Raw genomic sequence first — 22,897 nt, forward strand, 5'->3', positions numbered from 1 at the left:
TCTCTGCTGAAAAACTCTTTCAGGCAGCAGTAAGACGTAATCACGGCGCGGTATCTTATTCATGGCGAAAAGCTTGCCGATTTGTCCGGGTGCTGTGGGGCTCCTGACAAGCGGGGTGTATGTCTGCGCCCCAAAGCCATCAGAACAGAGACAGTTAATGGGGATCGTCGCCTTTTCACTCCGACGGCCTTACACATTCCTGGTCGCAGGGCTTATTATCCTGCTGCTGGGTATTACGGCCCTCTTTAAAACACCGACCGATGTCTTTCCCAGTATCGATATCCCGGTTGTAACCGTTGTCTGGTACTATGACGGCCTGGATGCCGCCGAGACAGAAAAACGTATCAGCACTTATACAGAGTTTTCTGAAAGTTTTTTTGTTAATAACCTGCGTACAATCGAAAGCCAGACAACGCCTGGTCTTGTATTGCAAAAACTGTATTTCCAGCCTGGGGTTAATGTTGACCTTGCTGTTGCGCAAACAGTATCTGCAACAAACTCCATTCGTGCGCTTTTGCCGCCAGGTATTCAGCCGCCTATTATCATGCAGTACAGCGCCTCGAGTGTGCCTGTTCTTCAGCTTTCTCTGTCTTCAGATAAGCTGACAGAGAGTGATTTGTATGATTACGGCATTTACCGCATTCGTCAGCAGTTAGCACCTGTTCCTGGCACTATGTTGCCTCCGCCCTACGGCGGCAAAATTCGTCAGGTTATGGTGGATATTGATGAAACAAAGCTCGCCGGAGCAGGCCTGACTCCTCTTGATGTCTCTAATGCCATTAATGTTCAGAATCTGACGCTGCCAGGTGGTGCCGTAAAATTCGGTTCAACCCAGTATGACGTGCGTATGAATGGTATGCCTGATGTGGCAGCGCGCCTGAATAATGTACCATTAAAGCATGACCCGAAAACGGGCGCTATTGTGCGTATACGTGATGTTGCCCAGGTGCGGGATGGTACAGCTGTACAGCAAAATATTGTGCGTCGTGAAGGGCGCCGCTCTGTTCTGCTGTCCATTATGAAAGCCGGTAATGCTTCAACTCTGAATGTTGTTAATGCCATTCGTAATGAAGTGCTGCCGGTTACGCGGGCTGCAGCACCTGCAGGTATGAAAATTGAAGAACTGTTTGATCAGTCTCTTTTTGTTAAGGCTGCCATTACTGGTGTGGCGTCTGAAGCCGTGATTGCAGGCCTTCTGACTGCGGCTATGATTCTGGCATTTCTTGCGAGCTGGCGCTCAACACTTATCGTTGCTGTCTCTATCCCGCTGGCGATTTTATCTTCTATCGCTGTGCTGTCCTGGACCGGGCAGACCCTGAACCTGATGACCCTTGGCGGCCTGGCTCTGGCTGTTGGTATTCTGGTTGATGATGCAACAGTGACTATTGAAAATATCCACCGTATCCGTCATGAGGGAACAGAGCTTAAACGGGCTGTGCTGGATGGTGCTTCAGAAATTGCTCTGCCAACACTGGTTTCTACCCTGGCAATTTCAAGCGTGTTTGTCTCCGTTGAGTTTCTTGTGGGGCCAGCCCGCTTTCTCTTCACGCCAATGGCACTGGCAGTGGTATATGCCATGCTGGCATCTTATGCGATCAGCCGGACACTGGTGCCTATTTTTGCAGCCACTCTGCTACGCGCAGAAGAACGCCAGGCAGAACGCCGTCGTGATGCAGGGCTGCCACCAGACCGCATTGCACGTTTTGGTATGGTTTTTGACCGTTATTTTGACCGTGTGCGTGACAGCTATGTGTACACCCTGCACAGACTGATCAGCAGTGGCTGGAAAGTGCCAGCTCTGGCAGGTACTGTTCTTCTGGTTACTGGCATTCTTGCAACGCAGGTCGGTCAGGATTTTTTCCCGAGTATTGATGCCGGTGAATTTAAACTTCACGTCCGGGCACCTGAAGGAACGCGTATAGAAAGTACCGAAAAATTATTTGACCAGGTTGAAGATGTTATTCGTGACATCGTACCTGAAAAAGAGCGTGCGCTTTTGCTTGATAATATGGGCATGCCTTTCCGTTATTCCATGCCTTTTGATGATGGTACAACCGTTGGTACAAATGACGGGCAGATTATGGTTGAGCTGAAGGAGGGACACCGCCCGACAGCTGATTACATCCGTAAACTGCGCACCGAACTGGCCCGTCGTTTTCCACATTGTGTGTTCTATTTCCAGCCGGCAGATATTGTGACCCAGATTCTCAATTTTGGCATACCAGCTCAGGTTGATATTCGTATTTCTGGTTACGATGTCACTAATAACCGAAAGGTTATGCAGGAAATCCGTCAGGAGATTTCTCATATCCCTGGTCTGGTCGATGTACATCTGCATCAGCAGATTGCAGCACCCGAACTGGCTGTGGCAATTGACCGCGAACGTGCACTTGACCTTGGGTTAACTCTTAATGATGTCGCCCGAAATGTGATGGTTTCTCTGGCATCGTCTAACACGGTTACTCCCAATTTCTGGGTCGATCCTGCCTCTGGTATTCAGTATCCGCTTGCAGTGCAGACCCCGCAATATCGGGTGAATAACCTGGGTGATTTGCGCAATACTGTGGTGGCGTCATCTTCTGCTGTGCAGAAAAACCCGGCATTGCTGAGCAATGTTGCAACAATTCAGCGCGGAACAGGGCAGAATGTTATTTCACATAGCAATATTCAGCCTGTTCTCGATATTGATGCGAGTGCTGAAGGGCGTGACCTGGGCAGCATTGCCCGTGATATCGATCGGGTTATTGCCCGTCATCGCGGTGAACTTTCTGCGGGTAACAGCATCACCGTGCAGGGGCAGATTGAAAGCATGCGTTCAGCTTTTGTCAGGCTTGGCATAGGGCTACTAGTGGCAGCTGTTGCGGTTTACCTGCTGATGGTTGTGAATTTTCAGTCCTTTATGGACCCCTTTGTCGTGGTGCTCGGCCTGCCTGGCGCAATGTGCGGTATTGTTTTTATGCTGTTTGTCACAGGTACAACATTCTCTGTTCCGTCTTTGATGGGGGCAATTATGAGTGTGGGTGTTGCGAGTGCAAACTCAATCCTGCTCGTAACATTTGCTAAAGAACGGCGCGCTGAAGGCATGAGTGCTGCTGAAGCCGCTATTGCCGCAGGGCAGGCACGCCTGCGCCCTATTCTGATGACCTCACTGGCCATGATTATTGGCATGCTGCCGATGTCGTTAGGGCTGGGGGACGGAGGGGAGCAAAATGCTCCGCTTGGTCGCGCTGTTATTGGCGGGCTCATGCTTGGTACGTGCGCCACATTATTCATTGTGCCCTGGCTTTATACCCGCCTGAGAAAACAGGAAAGTCGCATTCTTGAGGAGTACAGTCATGTCTGAACCTGTTTTACCTGTAACCGGCCCGCGTAAAGATGTTGCCCGCCGGTCAGTCGCTCCTTTTATTGGCCTTGGTGTTGTGTGCCTGCTTGGATACGGTATTTATGCCCATGCTGAGCGGGGGAGTGCCGTGCGGGCTCTGGCCGCAACACGTGAGCACCAGATTCCCGAAGTGAGCTTCATGACAGTGCACAGAGAGACAAAGCCTGTCTCTCTCGACCTGCCCGGTGAAACAGTTGCTGTTGAAACAGCAGCAATTAACGCCAGAGCTTCAGGTTATATTGCTGAGCGTCATGTAGATATTGGTTCTCATGTCAAAGCAGGCGATGTTCTGGCGGTTATCAGAGCGCCCGAGCTTGACCGGGAGGAAGCCCGTGCGCAGGCGGCTCTTGCGCAGGCACGGGCTAATCTTAGCCTTGCCCGTATTACGGCCAGACGTTCGGGCGGGCTTGTGGGCGGCGGAGCTGTGAGCCAGCAGAATTTTGATGCTGATCGTATTACTCAGCAGGCGCAGAATGCCGCTCAGGCTGCAGCTGATGCGGCTCTGGCAGTCAGTGCGCAACGGCGTGCATATACAATAATTACGGCTCCGTTTGATGGTGTGGTTACAGCCCGTAATGTTGAAAAGGGTGACCTGGTCAGTGCTGATAACCCGCAGTCTGCGCCTTTATTTGTCCTGGACAGAACTGACCGGCTGCGTGTGCGGGTGCATGTGCCGCAGGAAGAGGCGGGTCGCATACAGCCAGGAACACCAGTCAGGCTGACAGTGCCGGGCCGTCCGGGCGAAGCTTTTTCAGGTTCCGTTACACGCACAGGCCATGCACTTGAGCGCGAAAGTCGTATGCTGCCAGTTGAAGCAGAACTGGATAACCGTGATGGCAGGCTTGCAGCCGGTGTTTACGGGTCTGTTCATTTTGAGGTGCCCCGGCCGGCATCAACTATTCTGATACCTTCAGAATCTCTGATGTATAATGCAACAGGTTTATCAGTCGCTACTGTTGATATGACGAATCATCTGCATATTCGTCCTGTCACAGTCGGGCGTGACTATGGTGATAAAATTGAAATTCAGACAGGGTTGCCTGAGGGAAGCCGTCTGGTTTTACATCCGGCTTCTGCTCTGGCAGACGGTCAGGAAATTGCACCACATGATGCTCATGCGCCAGAAGGAGCATGAGCATGGCACCATCATTGAAAATATTATCTGCAGGCCTGGCGTTGCTGATGGGCGGGTGCACAATGATCCCGACCTATCATCGTCCGGCTGCGCCGGTTGAGAAAAAATGGCCTGGTAACGGGGCATCTGAAACCGTGGCACAGGATGCAGTTGATCTTGATAACTGGCGTAATTTCTATCGCGATCCGGTTTTGCAGTCCCTCATTTCTGCGGCACTGACCAACAACCGCGATCTGCAGGTGGCACAGCATCAGGTTGAGGCTGCAAGTGCACAGTTTGATATTGAAAACGCAGCTCTTTTTCCGGCACTGAACGGCACAGCCGGTGCGAATGTGCAGAAAATGTATTCTCGTATCTGGAGTTTATCTCAGGGGAATGAACCATTTTATATGCGTCAGTATGCCGTAGGGTTTGGCATATCAGCCTATGAGGTTGATTTATGGGGGCGTATACGTTCAGCCTCGCGTGCATCGTTCGACCGCTATCTGTCGGATGCTCTTGGGCGTGAAAGTATGCGCCTGAGTGTTATAGCCAGCGTTTCGGTGGCTATGCTTAACTGGGTTGCAAATAATCAGGCCTTGCTGATTACACAGCATGTTATTGAAAACCGTCAGAAAACGTACAGACTGGTTGAACAGACAGCGCGTGTTGGTACGGGCACACAGCTGGATGTCGCTGAGGCTGAAGCGGCTTTGCGCGACGCAGAGACACATTTGCAAATTTATACGCGTCAGCGTGAACAGGCGATGAATCAGCTTACGTTGCTTATAGGCGGGGCACCTGATCAGGCAACGCGTCTGGCATTAGAGAAGAAGGCTTCTCTGGATGATGTTCAGGCTTTTCCTGATGTGCCGGAGGGTTTGCCTTCAGACATGATAGCACGCCGCCCGGATATTCTCTCTGCTGAGCAGGTTCTTCGTTCAGCAAATGATGATATCGGGGCTGCACGTGCTGAATTTTTCCCTAAAATTCAGATTACGGCAGCTAACGGTACGGCCAGTAATAATATTACCCGTCTGTTTCAGAGTGGCATGGGTGCCTGGAATGTTGCCCCGCAGGTTACAGTGCCTTTGTTTGATGCCGGACGGCTTACAGCTGAGCTGCACCAGGCAAAAGCGCGCAAAAAAGAAGAAGTCTCACGCTATGAAAAAACCATACAGACTGCTTTTCGCGAAGTTGCTGATGCTCTGGCAGGACGAAGTACTTATCTCAAGCAGCTTTCTGCCCAGGTAGCACTCGTGCAGGCCAGTGATCGCCAGTATCAGCTGGCTCTGGCCCGGTTTAAAGGCGGGTATGACCCTTACCTGGATACTCTTGTGGCGCAGCGTACGTTGTATGATGCCCAGCTTGGCGCGATTACAACACATTTGCAGCAAATGTCTAATATCGTCACGCTGTATAAAACGCTGGGGGGAGGATGGCAGGGAACTCTGCCGCATCGTAAGGATAATGTAATTAATCATATTTTATAATATCTTAGACATTGATATTTACAGACCAGAAACAGAGTGCCGGTGTGTAACCCTGGTGCCGGAACAAATTTTCCCGGCATCAGGTATGCGGTATTTAACGGATGATGTTTTCTGAACAATATTTTGATAATATATAAATTTCATTCATGTTTATATGAAAACAAATCATTTTTATTCATATATTTGATCGTGCATAAGGCGGTCACGACTTTGAACCGCATATAGAAAAATTATCGTTTATGAAAATAAGAAAGCATATTTACTTTTTTATTTTCAATAAACGTAATCAGGTTTTTTTATAAAAACAGGATGCAGTAATACGATGATTAAGGAAGATACATTCACTATAAAACGTATTCGTTTTGATGAGCATTATCTCCCTTCAGAGAATACGCGTCTGACGACAAATTTTGCTAACCTTGCAAGAGGGGAAAGCCGCCAGGCAAACCTGCGTAATGTTTTAAAGATGATTGATAATCGTTTTAATGATCTGGCACACTGGGATAATCCGAAGCGGGATCGTTATGCTGTCGAACTTGAGATCATTTCATTTGATATGGATATCAGTTTTAAAAATAATAAAGAAACTTTTCCTCTGATAGAAATTCTGAAAACAACTATTATTGATAAAATAAATAATAAGCGTATTGAAGGTATTGTGGGGAATAATTTCTCATCTTACGTGCGTGATTATGATTTTAGTGTTTTGTTGCCTGAGTATAATAAAGACAGGAAGGATTTTTCTAAACCTGATAATTTTGGAGATTTACATGGAAATCTCTTTAAAACGGTCATCAGTTCAGATTCTTATAAAAGAAATTTCAGTAAAGCGCCTGTCATATGCCTGAGTGTATCAGGTAACAGGACATATCATAAAACTGATAATGAGCACCCTGTGTTAGGGGTTGAGTATCAGCAGCGCGACTTATCGCTGACCGATCAGTATTTTGCAAAAATGGGCATGCAGGTTCGCTATTTTATGCCAGCCAGGAGTGTTGCACCTTTAGCATTTTATTTCTTTGGTGACCTTTTGTCTGACTATACCACGCTGGAGCTCATAAGCACGATCAGCACGATGGAATCATTTCAGAAAATTTATCGTCCTGAAATTTATAATGCTAATTCTGCTGCATCTGACTGTTATCAGCCAAGCCTTAAACACCAGGATTATTCTATAACCCGGATCGTTTATGACCGGGAAGAACGCAGCCAGCTGGCTATCACACAGGGCAGGTTTACAGAAGAACGATTTATTAAACCTTATCAGGATATTCTGGAGCAGTGGTCTGCCAGTTACGCCGTTTAACCATTTATAAGATACAAGGTCACGCCCCATGAAAACACTACTTCCAACCTCAACAGCAGGCAGTTTGCCCAAACCCTCATGGCTTGCAGAACCTGAAACGCTCTGGTCTCCCTGGAAGTTAGAGGGAGAAGAGCTGACAGAAGGGAAACAGGATGCGCTGCGCCTGACCCTTGATGATCAGGATCGCGCCGGTATTGATATTGTGAGTGATGGTGAACAGACCCGCCAGCATTTTGTTACCACCTTCATTGAGCATCTGAGTGGTGTTGATTTTGAAAATCGTCAGACCATCAAAATTCGTAATCGCTATGATGCAAGTGTGCCATCAGTTGTGGGGGCGGTTACACGTGAAAAACCTGTTTTTGTTGAAGATGCCCGTTTTTTACGTACACTGACAAAAAAGCCGATAAAGTGGGCATTGCCTGGCCCGATGACGATGATTGATACGCTTTATGACGGCTATTATAAAAGTCGTGAAAAACTTGCCTGGGAGTTTGCCGGAATTCTTAACAAGGAAGCCCGGGAATTAGAGGCAGCCGGTGTCGATATCATTCAGTTTGACGAGCCTGCATTTAATGTTTTTTTTGAGGAAGTTAATGACTGGGGTATTGCGGCTTTAGAAAAAGCAGCTGAAGGTCTGAAATGTGAAACAGCAGTCCATATCTGCTATGGATATGGTATTAAAGCGAATATTGACTGGAAAAATGCCCTTGGCGCGGAATGGCGTCAGTATGAAGAGATTTTTCCAAAGCTGCAGAGCTCCAGCCTCGATATCATATCACTGGAGTGTCAGAACTCTCGCGTTCCTATGGATCTGATCGAACTTGTTCGTGGTAAAAAGGTCATGGTAGGCGCTATTGATGTCGCAACTCATACTATTGAGACACCCGAAAAGGTTGCGGATGTTTTGCGTAAAGCTTTGCGGTTTGCAGAGGCTGATAAGCTTTATCCGTCTACTAACTGTGGCATGGCACCTTTGCCCCGGCATGTAGCAAGCGGCAAGCTCAGAGCATTAAGTGCCGGGGCAGCAATTGTTCGGGAGGAGCTGACCCGCTGACAGGAATATAGCTTGTTAAAATAATAAAAAATGATAATTATCATATAATTATATAAATTTTGTGCATAGATTTAAGGTGAAGCATGGATGTTCTGGAGCGTAGTCACCTGAAGGTTATTCAGGCTGTCGCGCGTGAAGGCTCATTAACTGCTGCCGGGCTGCGTCTTAACCTGACGCAACCCGCGCTAAGCCATGCTATTCGTAAAATAGAAAATCAGCTCGGAGTTAAGGTCTGGCGCAGGGAGGGGCGGTCACTGGTGCTCACTCAGGCGGGAGAATGGTTGTTATCTCTGGCCAATCGCATGTTGCCTCAATTTGAACTGGCTGAAAAACGGCTTGAACAATTTGGCAATGGTGAGCGTGGTACATTACGCATCGGTATGGAGTGTCACCCCTGTTATCAATGGCTTTTAAAAGTGGTTTCTCCTTATCTGGAAAGATGGCCGAAGGTTGATGTTGATGTGCGGCAGAAATTTCAGTTTGGCGGTATTGGTGCATTGTTCAGTAATGAGATTGATCTTGTTGTCACACCTGACCCGCTTTACAAACCCGGCCTGAAATTCACTCCTGTTTTTGACTATGAACTTGTGCTGGTTGTTGGCCCTCAGCACCCTTTGCGTGGTGAGAAGTTTATCTCACCAGAGCAGCTTGCGGGAGAAACCCTGATAACATACCCCGTACCGTCAGAGCGGCTGGATATTTATACGCAGTTTCTGCAACCTGCGGGTATTAGCCCAAGGCAGCAAAAGCAAATAGAAACAACAGATATTATGCTTGTGATGGTCGCTCATGGCAGGGGTGTTACGGCTCTGCCGGGATGGCTGGTTGAGGAATATGCGCAGCGCTTTGAACTTTCTCCTGTGAAGCTTGGGAAAAAGGGTATCGCAAAGCAAATTTTCCTTGGCTGTCGTGATACGGATGATGATATTTTTTACCTGCAGGATTTTATCCGGTTTGCTGCGTCGCATCATTAGCCCTTTTTACCTTCAGCATTGTTGACAGGCCTGTGTTCTGCGCGCACATCATCTGACTGATGGTCTTTGCCTTTAAAATACAAGGCAGAGTGTAAAAGGGAATCAGGTATCATGGCATGATATGCTGTTTAAGCCTGAGCTGTCCCCGCAACTGTAAGTGGTATGTTTCTGCATACTGATCATAAGATCAGACCACTGGGCCTGGCCTGGGAAGGGAGATGCAGCCGGCGACGCCACAAGCCAGGAAACCTGCCATCGTGAATTGTTGCAAACGGGAAATGCTGATCGGGGAGTGTCAGCACAGAGTGGCATGCGCTGGCACAGCCTGATAAGGGCGTCAGTTCCTGCATAAACTTAGTCTCGTGGCAACATTCGGACCACGAGGTAGTTTTTATGGTGCGCAGACTTCTTTTTTTGAGCACAGCATTCTTCATTTTTCCCGGATGTATGGTTCGGGCAGCTGAACAGCCACAGCAGGCAGAGACAAGCCTGACGTCAGAGGAAGAGATGCTGTCACGTAATCCTGAACAGATTACTGTGAGTGCAGCCCGCAGGCCCGTCAGGCGTGATGAAATCGGTACTGCCATGACAATCATTACAGAGCAGCAGATTTTAAAACAGCAACGTCGCTCTTTACCAGATCTGTTAGCCCGTGAACCAGGGTTAAACCTTGTTCGCACCGGCGGAGCAGGGGGCACAACGTCAATTTTTATGCGTGGTACGAATGCCAATGAAGTAAAAGTGCGCCTTGATGGAATGGATATTAATGATGGCAGTTCTGCCAGTGGCATGTTCGATGCTGCTCAGTTTATGACTGATGGTATAGGGCGTATTGAAGTTCTGCGTGGTCCGCAAAGTGGCCTCTATGGTGCAGATGCTATGGCAGGGGTAATCGATATTACGACAGCCCGTGGCGAGGGGCGTTTTAAACCTTTTTTACGTCTTGAAGGCGGCTCATATGGCACATTTAATCAGGTTATCGGGTTACGTGGCAGTAAGGGGCGTTTCCATTATAATGTGACGCTTAATCATTATCGTATGGATGGGTTTCGCAGCATTCCGCATTATATTGACCGCTATTATGGTGCCACACGTGCGCAACGCCACACCGGCAACCGCAATGATAACCGGGGCACGAATATTCGTCTGGGCTATGACGTAACCAGAAATTTTGACCTTGGCCTGACAACCCGTCTGATTCAGAGCAATTATCACACCTATTCCCTGTATGACCTTCAGAGTGAAAACGAAGGCGGGGGGCATGTGCGTGAGCGTAATAATACAAATGAAGCAATTGTGCGCGGGACCGCTCATCTTGTGTCATTTGATGGTTTTTTTGATCAGGTCATCGGCCTTGGTTATATGGCCATTCGTAATCGCTGGAACCAGACAGGGCTGTATGCTACCGGGCCCATTTATTACCGGTCAGACCGGCTGAAAATTGACTGGCATGGTACATTTAACTTTAAAAAATATGGCACAGTGCTGATTGGTGCTGAGCATTTTCATGACACGTTTGATACCAGTCATACTGCAGGCAGCGCTTATGACACCGGCTATCATACACAGGCGAGTATGGATACAACTGCAGGCTATGCACAGTATGAAGGTAACTGGAACAAAATTCTCTATGGTGCTGCCAACGTGCGTTATGACAGCAATTCGCGTTATGGCCATTATGTCACCTGGCGTGTGGCGCCTTCTGTTCATATTCCACATACAGGCACAATTATTAAGGCAAGTGCAGGGTCAGGTTTTCATGGCCCTACACTTTATCAGCTCTTTTTTAATCAGACCGGATCCAGCTATTCGCAAAAAGGTAATCCTGACCTGCGGGCAGAGCGTCTGATTGGCTATGATGCCGGTGTTGAACAAAAACTGCTGCACGATAAGCTGCATTTCGGTGCAACATGGTATGATAACAAGGTTAAAAACCTTATCCAGTCAACATTGTCGATAGATAACTCTTCAGGCTATTCGTATTATCAGTATTCCTATGGCAACGTCTCCCGTGCCCGTATGTATGGGGTGGAGGCATTTGCTGAGTGGAAACCCATAAAGACCCTCGATTTCAATCTGACTTATACCTGGACACATGCCCGTGATCTGACAAATCATCTGCCTTTGCAACGCAGGCCACAGCATAAGCTGAATTTTAATACTTCATGGAACCCGGTGAAAGATCTCACGTTATCTGGCAATATTCTTTATGTCAGCGGCTGGCGTGACCTGCCGGTTATTGGTTCTGAGGTTTGCAGCACCTGTGGTAAGGGGCATGGATATTTCACAGTTGATCTTGCTGCCAGTTATAAAATTAATCGTTTTGTTACAGTCTTTGCCCGTGCTGATAATCTGCTCAACAGGCAGTATGAAGAACCGATAGGCTATCTTCAGCCCGGGCGGGCAGGTTATGGAGGCGTAACACTGAGCTACTGATGCGCTGGTTAATTCCTTTGATAGGCATAGTGTATTGTGGGGTTCTGGCTGGTCATGGTCAGGCTGCCCCGCGTATTGCCTCACTTAATTTATGTACTGACCAGCTTGCCCTGATGCTCGCTGATAAAGAGGAGATCGTTGCCCTTTCTCCTCTTGTGCGCGACTGTTCTGCTTCTGTGCTGTGTCATGAGGGGTTGCCACACGTTATATTTGCAGCCGATGCTGAAAATATTCTGTCTGTGCATCCTGATATTGTTCTTGCAGGGCAATACACAGCCCGTACTGCAGTGATGGCAGCGCGTGAGGTTGGTGCTCATATAGTCATACTGCCACCGGCGCGCCGTTTGTCTGACATCCCCGGGCAGATCCGGCGCGTAGCTCAGGCTGTGGGCCATCCGGAGCGGGGGGAGGCTTTTATTGCTGCTTTTGAAAAGCGTCTCAGAGGTATGAGTGATCTGACGACAGGTGTTAACCCGATTGCGGCTGTTTATGAAGCTAATGGTCTGGTTGCCGGTGGTGCTTCCTTGCAAAATGATGTTTTGAAATATTCAGGTTTCCAGAATCTTGCTGTGCGTGCTGCTTTGCCTGCAGGGGGACGTATTCCGCTTGAAACGCTGCTGGCCTGGCGCCCTGACCTGCTTATTCTTGACCGCTCAGGACAGGGGCACTCTCTTGCTCAGGCTATGCTGGATAACCCGGTTCTGACGGAGTTTTTTCCCGGGGTGCATCATGTGAATGTTCCTGCCTCTCTCTGGTTATGTGGTTTGCCACAAACGCTTGAGGCAGTAGCTGTTCTGCGTCGTGCCCGTGCAGCACTGGCAGAGAATAAAACGGAGGCCCCATGACGAAGCGCGAGGTTCTACTCAACAGCCTGTTATGTATGAGTATATGCCTGCTGGTTATGACCTCTCTGCTATGGGGAGAGCACGGTTTTTCTTTTATGCAGGCATTGCATGAATGGCTTGCCGGTCAGCATACAGCCGGCTCCGTTATTCTGGGGGGGCTGCGTCTGCCACGGGTCATTCTGGGCATTATGGTTGGTGGTACACTGGGCCTTTCAGGTGCCGTATTACAGGGGTATTTGCGTAACCCGCTGGCCGACCCGGGGTTGCTGGGGGTTTCGGGCGGGGCGGCACTTGGTGCTGTTTGTGTATTTTACACGGGGCTTAGTGTGATGGGCTCAGCTCTGCTGCCCGCCGGTGGGCTTATCGGGGCCTTTCTTGCTGTCGCTATGCTGCTTCTTCTGGTGGGGCGGGGCACTGCTCTGGTGCTCTTACTGGCTGGCGCTGCTCTGAGCAGTTTTACTGCGGCTTTAACGGCACTTGTGCTGAACCTCGTGCCAAGCCCTTATGCTTCGTTTGAAATTATGCGCTGGCTGATGGGCTCTCTGACAGACCGGACCATGTCTGATGTATTGCTGGCACTGCCCGGTGTAGCAGGAGGATGCATTGTGATGATGTTATCAGGGCGTGCTCTGGACGCGCTGACACTGGGGGAGGATGTTGCTCAGACAATGGGCTTTCATCTGCGTGGCCTGAAGGGGGTGCAGTTACGTCTTGTCGTGGGCACGGCTCTGGCTGTTGGTTCCTGTGTGGCTGTGTCAGGCGCTATTGGTTTTGTCGGGCTGGTTGTACCTCATCTGCTCAGGGTAGTTGTGGGGTACAGGCCGTCTCGTCTGCTCTTGCCTTCTTTTTTGGGCGGGGCCGCTCTGCTTTTGCTTTCAGACCTCATTGTGCGTGTAGTTTCAGGTCATAAAGACATACAAATTGGCGTTATAACCGCACTTATTGGTGCACCTGTCTTTTTTTACAGAGTGCTTCAGTTCAGAAAACAGGGGCAGTTTTAATGCTCGAAGTGCATCACCTTTCCTGCCAGGCCGGAGGACGTACGTTACTGGATGCGGTTTCTGCACAGTTTGACAAAGGGTGTGTTACAGGCTTACTCGGCCCGAACGGAGCCGGTAAAAGTACGCTTCTGAAAGTTACAGCCGGCCTTGTGCCAGCCTGTGCGGGGAAAATAACACTCGACGGGCATGATATACAGTCTTTAACGACAGCGCAGCTGGCGCGACAACTGGCTTATATTCCGCAGGATAATCCGCCTCTTCCAGCTATCCCGGTATGTGAAATCATTTCACTGGGGCGTTTACCTTATGGTGAGACTGGTAGCCGGGCTATAAAGCATTATGCTGTTGAAAATGCTTTGAAAGCTACTGGTCTGGCAGACCTGGCGCAACGTCGGGCTGATCAGCTTTCAGGGGGAGAGAAGGCGAGATTAATGCTCGCACGCGCGCTTGCTACAGAAGCGGAAATTATACTGGCAGATGAGGTGATGGCGGCTCTTGACCCCGCTCATGCGCTTTCTGTTATGCAGATATTGCGTAGTCAGGCTGAAGCAGGCAGGTGTGTTGTGCTTGTTATTCATGATCTGCTCATGGCAACGCGTTTTTGCGATAATCTGGTGCTGATATCTGATGGTAAAGTGCAGGCCTCTTTGCCACCGGCAGACCTGACGGACACTCTCGTGCAGAATGTTTATGGTGTCACCACGCGTAAAATCGGAACCGGGCTTGTGCCATGGAATCGTGTGTGACCCCATAGCTGCCAGTATTTTTATAGGTTAAGTATCATAAAGGGATTTTTCGTAATAGTATGCCGCAGTTATATCAGCGATACACTATTGCGGGATCATTATGCAGAAAGAGAAAAATGTGTGATTTCCTGCTGAGAACCTACGGTGCGGATACCAAAATACCCTGGGGATGCAGCATTGACTGGTGCTGAAAAGATTTTTTTACCATCAAGGAACAAAGTCGTCACACCGTTATGAACACTTATAACAGTGTGATAAACATGGTCCGGTTTCAGCATATCAGCCGGGGCAGTACTTTCCTGTAACAGGATGCGTGCGCCTGAGCCGTCATAATGCCTGAAGCGTGTGGTTGTATTATTATTGCCGCCAATACCTGCATATTCGAGAACAAGAGAGTTATAGGCAGAGAGTGTGCCGTTGCGCACATGAGGAAGTGCGCCATTTTTTTCATGTGCGTTCCAGAAGATATTCATATCTGAAACGCGTAGTGCTCCTTCCGGCTTCAAAATTTTCCGATCGAATGTAAGGGTATAGTTACCTTTTAGCGGGTGTTCGAACCAGAGTGTGACACCCCGCTGTGCTACGATTTTTACTCCATCAGGAATAATTTCTGCCTGTGAAGCAGGGGTGACAGGCAGAGTTTTCTCAGCTTCAAAGCGCCAGATATGGTTCTGATTATCCTGTATAGTTAAAGTGTTTTCGGCTTTTGTCCCGGCTTTTGATAAAACCGGAGAGGCCGCACTGAGAGCAAGACATAAAACGTAGTGCCCGGGTGTATAAACACGTCTAGAGCGTTTCATAAAAAATGTTCTCCTCCTGCGGGGCAAGTGCCATCAGACCTGTTGCCCCCAGCCCCCACTGAGCTGCGGCATTTGTTGAAATATGTGGTGCTTCATCAACTGCTTCAGGCACTGCCGGCGGTGAGAGATGGTTTATCTGAAAGTCACTGAGTAAAAGCCCTGCATCACCCTGTGCAAAAATACGCCACGCCTGCCTGCACAAAGCGGTGTCTCTGAGAGTGTAGCCTGCGTAGGCCAACAGGCGGGCATGTGCCTGCCTGAGGTTTAAGTGATGCAGTGCCTGCCCCAGTTTGTTTTTCTGGTTTTGTGCGTCAGCCAGATAGAGTGTGCAGTAATCCAGCCAGGCATTTTTAAAATCAGGCTGCGGTAAGAGCATAATCAGCTCGCTGCATGTTTCTGGCAGTCCGAACATGGCGCTCAGATGTGAAACAGAAAGAGCCCCTGTGCGATCCTGAGCAAACTCACCTGTATGCAGGTCCATCACACCCAGTCCGGTAAAAAAACCATGAGGCTGGGCTGCAATGCTGGTCATAGAGGCCAGTAGTTTGTTTTTCCATGGCTCATCACCTGTACGTTCCCACTCCAGCAGCCAGGCGGCGGCAATGGCCCCCCAGTCTGTACCAAAGGAGACCGTTGCATGATGAGGCTGTGCCTTGATGGCCGCTGCCCCGCCAGTTTTGCGTCCGGGGACAATATCCTGCAGGCGGTTAACAGCGTTAACCTGTACATGCAGTAACTCACCGGTACGCTCATCCGCAGTCAGGAAATAATAGATTTTTGCATTTGCAACGCTGGAGATACGCAGTTGTTTGGCGCTGTCTCCCCAGTGCTGCACGTTATGACGCGAACCTAAGGGGGCGAATTTTCCGATATGGTAGACATCAACTTCTGTAATATGTCGTGTCATGGCTTCAGCCTGACGAAAGCTTTCCGCATTGCCTTTGTGCAGGTGGTATGCCCAGAACCACATAACAGAGCTTAGTTCACCGTTATCCCATGCAAACCCGCCAATGTCATAACGCCATGTATGCCTGTCGGCATCATAGGTGTGCATAATGTCACCGTAGTTCCAGAAGCCATACCAGCGTCTTTGCTCAATCTGATTACGGTAAAATGTAAAAAGTGTATCAAGAGCCTGGTTTACTTTTGAATTTACACTCTGCGGGTGTTCGGGGCTCCAGAAAGCATGGGTCGCACGTGATGTGAACAGGTCAGACAAAGACTGCCTTAATTGTGGTGGAGATGAAATGCGCTGAGCGATAGCCACCAGGCTGGTGTTGTCGGGTGTATGGTCAGTAAATTCTATAACGATTTCGCTGGTTCGGCCAACACCGTAAGAGGAGGAAAAACCGGGTTCATAATCCTCATAAGTGATATCGAGAGCCTGCCGCTGCGTGGTATAATCGTTCTGATTTTCGGGGGTCTGATAAGATGCCATCTGCATGGGCTCTGCATCTGGTGCCCAGAGCCATGCTGTGAGTTGTGCATTATTCTCTCCTCCGTTTTCTACAGAGAGTGCTGCCGGGTAGCTCTGCCAGAAATTTCTGATGCCGAGCACGACACCCCCCGATACGTCGCCAAGAAAAACAGTGCCAGAAGCTCTTTGTCCGGAAAAAGCATTGATCCAGGCGTCATGTTTTGTAATTCGTTTTTTGAGTGAAAAGCCATCACACGTTGCCTGGGTAAGTGTATAATCACCATAAACAGGGACATACCCGATAGCACCAGAGACTTTAGGAGACCATTCTGCCTCAGGTGGCACAGCCTGGCCCTGTGTTTGTGCGGAACGTATATTGCTGCCCGGGTCGCGGCGTAAGCCGGTCAGAGGTTGCAATGCTTCAGCGAAGACACCGCCATCAGCACTTACAAAACGAATGTGCCGGTTATAGGCTTCACCATGAAACTGAGAGGAAATATTCAGCCCCAGACCACGCACTTCATATTTTTTGGGGTCAATATCATGAATGATTGAGTGTATAACGCGAATTGCACCGCTATTTTTATAAAAATAGAAACGAAAAATAAACGGAATAACCTGTGTATGATCTGGTCCGCTATGTTTACCTTCTATGCGGATAACAGCCCGGTCAGGCCCGTTACCTTCAATTTCAAGTGTGTGAACGTCGCCATGGCACGGGAAGGTTCTGGTTTGTGTTATCTCTCCCTGTTGTGTGCTTTGTTCCAGCAGAGTGATGGCCTGCACCTGTGCCTGGCGTGGAAACGAGAGGGATAGAAAAGACTGCCCTTTTGAAAAACTGGCCTGGAGTTTCCCTGTGTTGACAGAGATCTGATCATCCGTCTTTTGCGCAATGGTTTCCGTTCTGGTTTCTGAGTGTCGGGCAGGTACAGCATGAAGCCGGGTATATGCCGCCAGGTCAGAATGTGCAGTTGGAGAAACTGCATGAGCACTCCATTTGACAGATCCGTCCGGCCACCATGCGGTGATCCATGACTGTACCTGCTGCGTTCCGGCATCTGAGGTGCCCAGCGAAAAGCGCGCTGGTGCACGTAAAGCACCCTGTGGCCAGGCGACGCCAAACGTTGTGCCCTGAAAGACATTTCCTGATGGCGGACCGTCAAGCCAGTTTATCTGTGTCGTAGCAGATTTGTGCTCTGCTGAGCCTTGTGCCTGCGTTGCTGCGGTGAAAAATAAGCTGCTGGTTGCGGTTGAGAGTTTAAGGAAATGGCGCCTTCCTAAATGTGGCAACGTACCTGTCTCCGTCTTATAAGAATAGAAAATGAGCTGCCTGGTTTTTCAGAAATGCACACTTACCGTGCCACCGATGATGCGCGGTGTACCCAGCCAGCCGAATACAGAGCCATAATCCCCCTCACGCAGGCTGCGATAATATGTTTTGTTCAGAACATTATTTACCCATACAGAGGTATCGATAGCCGTATTATGCACCTTAATTTTGTACCCAAGAGAAAAATTCAGCAGGCCGTAAGCCGGTATCTTGGCTGAGGGAGAGTCATCAACCGTTGCAAATGTTGCTGTGCGATAAGAGTAACGCACTGTGGCGTACACTGAGGATGTATCATTGAGGGTATAGTCATACCGCCCAAGCACACTCAATGAGAGTTTAGGTGCCCTGAATACAGGTTTGCCGTTCAGACTGCATGATTTCGGAGGCTGACTTTGCATCGAAACCTCGGGCATGCACCTGGCATTGTCGTATGTCAGATATTTTGTGTCATTATACAAAATGTTGGGTGTAATCATCAGCCCTTTAAGGGGGTGCCAGTTCATAGTATATTCAACCCCGCGCGACCTGTAGTCACCCGCATTGGTTAAATAGGTCTGCTGTGTTGTCGGGTCGTACCCCTGGGTCTGAAAATTCTTAACCAGAGCATTAAAATAATCAATTTTGAAATCAAGCCGGGCAACCGGAATTTCTTTGTGAAGACCGACTTCAATACTTTCAGTTGTTTCAGGTTTGATATACAGGCTGCCAAAGCCTGCTTTTCCGGCTGAGCCGGATGAAATATTCAGCGCACCGGCTTTCATGCCATAGGCAAGTGCAACGTAAAATTTTGTCAGGCTGTCAGGGTCATAATCAATATTGACCATTGCTGAGGGTAAGGCTGTCGTTTTGCTTAGCACACCAGAGTAAAACGGGCTTTTGTTTAACCGGCGGAACGTACCGCTTTTATCGTCGATACCTTCACGAAAGCCAAATTTCATTGTGACTTTTTTAATCGGATGTGCCGTAGCCTGCGCATAAAACGAATAATAATCATCGCGGAGTGAGCCGTAGCGATAAACATCCAGGCCGTTATACAGTTTATTACCATACCATGCACCAGCACTGTCAGCGCTGTATCGTGTAATGGCATTAGTATTCAGACTTTCACCCGAGTAGGCAAAGCCCGCAGCAAAGTTAATAGTCTTCCATTGAGGGGAGTCAAAACGAAGGTTTTCATACCATGTCCGGTCACGTACATTCGTGCCCGAATTATAATAGACATTAATGCTGTATGGGTCGGCCATAACCGGGTTTGTATCAAAATAGCGGAACGAGCTTATGGATGAGAACTTCCACCCTCCTGCAAAACGCCAGCTCAGCTGAGGTGAAACACCAAATTGCTGCGTTGTGTCATAGTTCTGGTAGTCAATATCAGTTTTGCGGCCAGTAACGATATGGTTGCCAAATTTGGATGACATATCCTGGAATTCGTTTTTCCCATCGACAGTAATGCTTTTATAAAAAACCGGTGTCGGAGTTTCCCGTTCAGCACTGTAATCTGCGATCAGTCTGAAGTGGAATCTTTTACCCGGTCTGTAAGTAAGCTGCACTCTGACACTATCGCCATGATACCCGTTGACGTTGTTGCCATAGCGAACATTTTTAATAAAACCGCCCTGTGCTGTATGGTTATAGCTGATGCTGCCAAATAAATTTTTCAGAATTCTGCCTGATGTTAAAGCTGAGGCCTGCATATACCCGTAGCTACCGTAGGAGAATAAAGCTTCATTGCGCGGTGTGGCAGAGGGCATACGCGTTTTAATATCAATGACGCCAGCCGTGACGTTGGCGGGGTATAAAGTCCCCTGTGTGGCTCCGTTATATACGTCTATTGATTCCAGGTCGTTAAACCCGTGTGACATCATTGACGGACGGCTCAGGTAAACACCGTCAAGAAACAGCCCGACACTGCTGGGCATACCGACGTTTGTCTCACCGCCTGTCTGACCACCGCCATCACCCATGCCGCGTATAGAAATACTGCTGTTAAAAGGGTCAGCCGCATCAATATTCAGGCTTGGTGCAAGCTGCTGAAGGTCTTCAAGTGTGTTAATTCTCTGGCTAACCAGCTCTTTTCCTGAAAAATGGTAAGAAGAGGATGTCGCGCGCTGAGGATCTTTGCGTACCTTGTTGCCAATAACCTCAAGAGATTCTTTCTGTGCTTCTCTTTTATGGAATTTACTGGCGTTTTTATGCCGTAATGGTTGCCCGGGCTGAGCGCTTTCAGCCCATGAATTTGTGCTGAGCAAAGCGGTTGTCAGTACAAAATTAATAACTATCCCTTTTCGCAACATAAAAAAACCACCACAAAATTGTCATTAAAATTCCTAAATCATCTGATTCCACGATATTTATGTACATTATAGTTAAATAAACTTTAGATGATGTTATTTTATAAAAAATATACGATAAATTTTAGTGTTAAATGAAAGTCAGAGTGATGTTCTCTTCATATTTTTTGCGTATTCTCAGAGGGGGGGTGCCCTTTCTCCTGCTGCCGGCACTGGCCTGTGCAGACGAGAAAACTCCACCAAAATCATGGGTAGACCCTGATACAGGGCACCGTGTTATCCGCGTGACAGATGATCCTGGCTCATCGAGTCTTTATTTTAATATCAATACGTACACACCTGATGGGAAGCAGATGATTTATACCACGCCTGATCGTGGTATAGGTGTGATTGATCTCACTAGTCTAAAGGCCAGACCTCTGGTCAAAGGGCCGGTTGGTGGTGGGCCGGGTGCTGTTGTTGTTGGTCATAAATCCCCCGTTGTTTATTATTTTAAGGGGAAAGAGAATGATCCGCAGTATGCCTCTTTGTGGAAAGCGGACATTAATACAGGCAAACAGCAGAAAATTGCAGATCTGCCACGCCGGTCGGGTGTTTTTTCAATTAATGCTGATGAAACGCTGGGAGCCGGCAGCTATATCGTTGGTGACGGAGAAGACTATAACGGGCGCCAGGCAGGGCAGATCGCACATAAAAATACGGTTGCAGAGCCATTAAATAAGAAAGAGAAAATGGCCAGACGGTTTGCTGCAAAGTTGCCAATGATTATTTTTACTGTCGATTTGCATAATGGTCAGATTAAACCCGTTTTTGCCAGTACGGACTGGATAGATCATTTGCAGTTTTCACCCTCTGATCCGACCCTTTTGATGTATGCCCATCAGGGTGCCTGGCAGCAGGTTGATAAGCTCTGGACTATTCGCACTGATGGTTCAGAAAATACCCATATCGATCCACGTATTATGCAAATGGAGGGCAGTGGCCATCAGTGGTGGGACAAAAGCGGTAAAAACATCTGGTATGACCTGCATATGCCATTAGGTGTTAATTCGTTTGTTGCGGGGTATAATGTTGAGAATGGAAGCAGAACATGGTTCCACTATGAGCCGCAGCAGGCTTCAATCCATTTTAATTTGTCCTCTGACGGTAAACTGTTTGCCGGAGATGGCAGTAATGCACCTGATGCAAAGTGGATTTATCTGTTCCATCCGAAACTGGTAAAAGATGATCATACGCTGGGGAAAAACCTTATTCGTCCTGGTTATTTCGTGGCTGAACATCTGGTGAATATGGCACATCATAATTACCATCTTGAGCCTAATGTTAGTTTCACTCCGGATAACCGGTACGTTATTTTCCGTTCTGATATGTTCGGGCCGACTTATGTTTTTGCTGTTGAAGTAAAAAAACATAATGAAGGTGCTGACTGAAAAAATTTCCACCGGTGGAGAGCGCAGAGGTAACCACCTGATATTTAGCGGGGAGGGCGTAAGCTTAGCATAAACGCCCTCCGGTTGTTTTCTGTTTATCCAAAGTGGCTGGTGCAGCTGAGTATACTGACGGGCTCAGAGCCTTGTATGGAAGTATAAAACTCCTTTTTTCTATGGTAGCGTTTCTGTGACACGAAATGATGCAGGGCAACAGGAGGCAACATGGTGCAGTATGTTGGCGTTCACGACCTTATACGGCTCATTCGCCTGCAGGGTATCGAAACTGTTCTCAGAGAGCTTGCTGAGTATATCGAGGATGATTTTCGTCGATGGCCGGCTTTTGATAAGAGGCCGCGCCTTGCCAGCCATTCCGAGCATGGTGCCATTGAACTTATGCCCACCAGCGATGATGCTCTCTATAGCTTCAAATATGTTAACGGACATCCCGGCAACACCCGTGACGGGCTTCAGACCGTTATCGCCTTTGGTATGCTCTCTGACGTCAGAACCGGCTATCCGCTTATTTTGTCTGAAATGACACTTCTGACAGCTTTGCGAACAGCGGCAACCTCTGCTGTTGCAGCACGTTATCTGGCCCGTGCTGACAGTCGTGTGCTGGCTATCATTGGTGCGGGTGCTCAGTCAGAATTTCAGGCGACTGCATTTAAAACCCTGCTGGGTATAGATACTGTACGTATATATGACACAGACCCCGATGCCACACAGAAGTTCTGTGACAATATGAAAAACAGCGGCCTGAGTATCACAATCGCTGCCAGTAGTCAGGAGGCGGTTGAGGGCGCTGATATCATAACGACCATTACAGCAGATAAACAAATGGCGACTATCCTGTCTGATAATATGATCGGCGCTGGTGTGCATATTAATGCTGTTGGCGGAGACTGCCCCGGTAAAACCGAACTGCAGGCTGATATTCTGACGCGAGGTAGAGTCTTTGTGGAATATACTGAACAGACACGGCTTGAAGGCGAACTGCAACAAATGCCCGAAGACTTTCAGGTTACCGAGCTATGGGAGATTATAGCTGGTAACAAAAAAGGTCGTCGCAGCGCGCGTGATATTACCATTTTTGATTCTGTTGGTTTCGCGACGGAGGATTTTTCCGCTCTGCGCTATCTGCGCGATAAAGTGAGCGGTACTTCTTTTTGTAAAACTCTCGATCTTCTGGCAAATCCTGAAGACCCTCGTAATCTCTTCGGGCTTCTTAACAGTTCTGTACCGGATGAAGAGTGCTCTTTTGAATAGGATGTAGCC

General features: G+C 48.5%; 15 protein-coding genes and 1 riboswitch. Of the genes, 12 read left to right on the forward strand and 3 right to left on the reverse strand.

Annotated elements, in window-relative coordinates:
• Positions 1-61: 61 nt before the first annotated feature.
• From GOB58_RS07600 to GOB58_RS07645, 10 genes are all read left to right on the forward strand, one after another.
• Entirely contained in the window at positions 62-3,343 is a 3,282-nt protein-coding gene (locus GOB58_RS07600) for an efflux RND transporter permease subunit (protein ID WP_242005264.1), read from the forward strand.
• Positions 3,336-4,517 (forward strand): efflux RND transporter periplasmic adaptor subunit, encoded by a 1,182-nt coding sequence (locus GOB58_RS07605; protein WP_173559802.1) that lies wholly within the window; start codon positions 3,336-3,338, stop codon positions 4,515-4,517. Before GOB58_RS07600 ends, GOB58_RS07605 begins: the two co-directional genes overlap by 8 nt.
• Positions 4,518-4,519: 2 nt before the next feature.
• On the forward strand, positions 4,520-5,989 hold the full coding sequence (locus GOB58_RS07610; protein ID WP_173559803.1) for an efflux transporter outer membrane subunit: 1,470 nt from the start codon (positions 4,520-4,522) through the stop codon (positions 5,987-5,989).
• A gap of 322 nt (positions 5,990-6,311) precedes the next feature.
• Positions 6,312-7,295, forward strand: coding sequence for a DUF1852 domain-containing protein (locus GOB58_RS07615; RefSeq protein WP_173559804.1), 984 nt, complete (start codon positions 6,312-6,314; stop codon positions 7,293-7,295).
• Between the two features lie 28 nt (positions 7,296-7,323).
• Entirely contained in the window at positions 7,324-8,352 is a 1,029-nt protein-coding gene (locus tag GOB58_RS07620) for a methionine synthase (RefSeq protein ID WP_173559805.1), read from the forward strand.
• A gap of 83 nt (positions 8,353-8,435) precedes the next feature.
• A complete protein-coding gene (locus GOB58_RS07625; RefSeq protein WP_086553311.1) occupies positions 8,436-9,326 on the forward strand; it encodes a LysR family transcriptional regulator in 891 nt (296 codons plus the stop codon).
• Positions 9,327-9,369: 43 nt separating this feature from the next.
• Positions 9,370-9,597, forward strand: a riboswitch (cobalamin riboswitch).
• Positions 9,598-9,773: 176 nt separating this feature from the next.
• Positions 9,774-11,762 (forward strand): TonB-dependent receptor plug domain-containing protein, encoded by a 1,989-nt coding sequence (locus GOB58_RS07630; protein WP_322973247.1) that lies wholly within the window; start codon positions 9,774-9,776, stop codon positions 11,760-11,762.
• Positions 11,762-12,607, forward strand: a complete 846-nt coding sequence (locus tag GOB58_RS07635; RefSeq protein WP_173559807.1) for an ABC transporter substrate-binding protein — start codon at positions 11,762-11,764, stop codon at positions 12,605-12,607. Before GOB58_RS07630 ends, GOB58_RS07635 begins: the two co-directional genes overlap by 1 nt.
• Positions 12,604-13,608, forward strand: a complete 1,005-nt coding sequence (locus GOB58_RS07640; protein ID WP_173559808.1) for a FecCD family ABC transporter permease — start codon at positions 12,604-12,606, stop codon at positions 13,606-13,608. Before GOB58_RS07635 ends, GOB58_RS07640 begins: the two co-directional genes overlap by 4 nt.
• On the forward strand, positions 13,608-14,354 hold the full coding sequence (locus GOB58_RS07645; RefSeq protein ID WP_173559809.1) for an ABC transporter ATP-binding protein: 747 nt from the start codon (positions 13,608-13,610) through the stop codon (positions 14,352-14,354). The genes GOB58_RS07640 and GOB58_RS07645 overlap by 1 nt, the downstream gene beginning before the upstream one ends.
• 98 nt (positions 14,355-14,452) lie before the next feature.
• On the opposite strand, the gene GOB58_RS07650 is transcribed toward GOB58_RS07645, so the two are convergent.
• Genes GOB58_RS07650 through GOB58_RS07660 form a run of 3 tightly spaced genes read right to left on the reverse strand, consistent with a single transcriptional unit; the run spans position 14,453 to position 20,195 of the window.
• A complete protein-coding gene (locus tag GOB58_RS07650; protein WP_173559810.1) occupies positions 14,453-15,154 on the reverse strand; it encodes a DUF6250 domain-containing protein in 702 nt (233 codons plus the stop codon).
• Positions 15,141-17,861, reverse strand: a complete 2,721-nt coding sequence (locus GOB58_RS07655) for an exo-rhamnogalacturonan lyase family protein (protein ID WP_173559811.1) — start codon at positions 17,859-17,861, stop codon at positions 15,141-15,143. Before GOB58_RS07655 ends, GOB58_RS07650 begins: the two co-directional genes overlap by 14 nt.
• A gap of 48 nt (positions 17,862-17,909) precedes the next feature.
• Complete coding sequence (locus GOB58_RS07660; RefSeq protein ID WP_173559812.1) at positions 17,910-20,195, reverse strand: TonB-dependent receptor; 2,286 nt, start codon at positions 20,193-20,195, stop codon at positions 17,910-17,912.
• A 146-nt stretch (positions 20,196-20,341) separates the two neighbouring features.
• On the opposite strand from GOB58_RS07660, the gene GOB58_RS07665 reads away from it, so the two are divergent.
• Together GOB58_RS07665 and GOB58_RS07670 are read left to right on the forward strand one after the other, a co-directional pair.
• Entirely contained in the window at positions 20,342-21,622 is a 1,281-nt protein-coding gene (locus tag GOB58_RS07665) for an oligogalacturonate lyase family protein (RefSeq protein ID WP_173559841.1), read from the forward strand.
• A 222-nt stretch (positions 21,623-21,844) separates the two neighbouring features.
• Entirely contained in the window at positions 21,845-22,888 is a 1,044-nt protein-coding gene (locus GOB58_RS07670; RefSeq protein ID WP_173559813.1) for an ornithine cyclodeaminase, read from the forward strand.
• Positions 22,889-22,897 lie beyond the last annotated feature (9 nt).

The organism is Acetobacter thailandicus (assembly GCF_011516655.1).
Lineage (GTDB): Bacteria > Pseudomonadota > Alphaproteobacteria > Acetobacterales > Acetobacteraceae > Acetobacter > Acetobacter thailandicus.

Bases quoted from the DNA above. Each gene is read 5' to 3' on its own strand.
- GOB58_RS07645 (WP_173559809.1), top strand. From the start codon at position 13,608: ATGCTCGAAGTGCATCACCTTTCCTGCCAGGCCGGAGGACGTACGTTA.
- GOB58_RS07605 (WP_173559802.1), top strand. From the start codon at position 3,336: ATGTCTGAACCTGTTTTACCTGTAACCGGCCCGCGTAAAGATGTTGCC.
- GOB58_RS07640 (WP_173559808.1), top strand. From the start codon at position 12,604: ATGACGAAGCGCGAGGTTCTACTCAACAGCCTGTTATGTATGAGTATA.
- GOB58_RS07620 (WP_173559805.1), top strand. From the start codon at position 7,324: ATGAAAACACTACTTCCAACCTCAACAGCAGGCAGTTTGCCCAAACCC.
- GOB58_RS07670 (WP_173559813.1), top strand. From the start codon at position 21,845: ATGGTGCAGTATGTTGGCGTTCACGACCTTATACGGCTCATTCGCCTG.
- GOB58_RS07660 (WP_173559812.1), bottom strand. From the start codon at position 20,195: ATGTTGCGAAAAGGGATAGTTATTAATTTTGTACTGACAACCGCTTTG.
- GOB58_RS07625 (WP_086553311.1), top strand. From the start codon at position 8,436: ATGGATGTTCTGGAGCGTAGTCACCTGAAGGTTATTCAGGCTGTCGCG.
- GOB58_RS07610 (WP_173559803.1), top strand. From the start codon at position 4,520: ATGGCACCATCATTGAAAATATTATCTGCAGGCCTGGCGTTGCTGATG.
- GOB58_RS07635 (WP_173559807.1), top strand. From the start codon at position 11,762: ATGCGCTGGTTAATTCCTTTGATAGGCATAGTGTATTGTGGGGTTCTG.
- GOB58_RS07665 (WP_173559841.1), top strand. From the start codon at position 20,342: ATGTTCTCTTCATATTTTTTGCGTATTCTCAGAGGGGGGGTGCCCTTT.
- GOB58_RS07650 (WP_173559810.1), bottom strand. From the start codon at position 15,154: ATGAAACGCTCTAGACGTGTTTATACACCCGGGCACTACGTTTTATGT.
- GOB58_RS07615 (WP_173559804.1), top strand. From the start codon at position 6,312: ATGATTAAGGAAGATACATTCACTATAAAACGTATTCGTTTTGATGAG.
- GOB58_RS07600 (WP_242005264.1), top strand. From the start codon at position 62: ATGGCGAAAAGCTTGCCGATTTGTCCGGGTGCTGTGGGGCTCCTGACA.
- GOB58_RS07630 (WP_322973247.1), top strand. From the start codon at position 9,774: ATGGTTCGGGCAGCTGAACAGCCACAGCAGGCAGAGACAAGCCTGACG.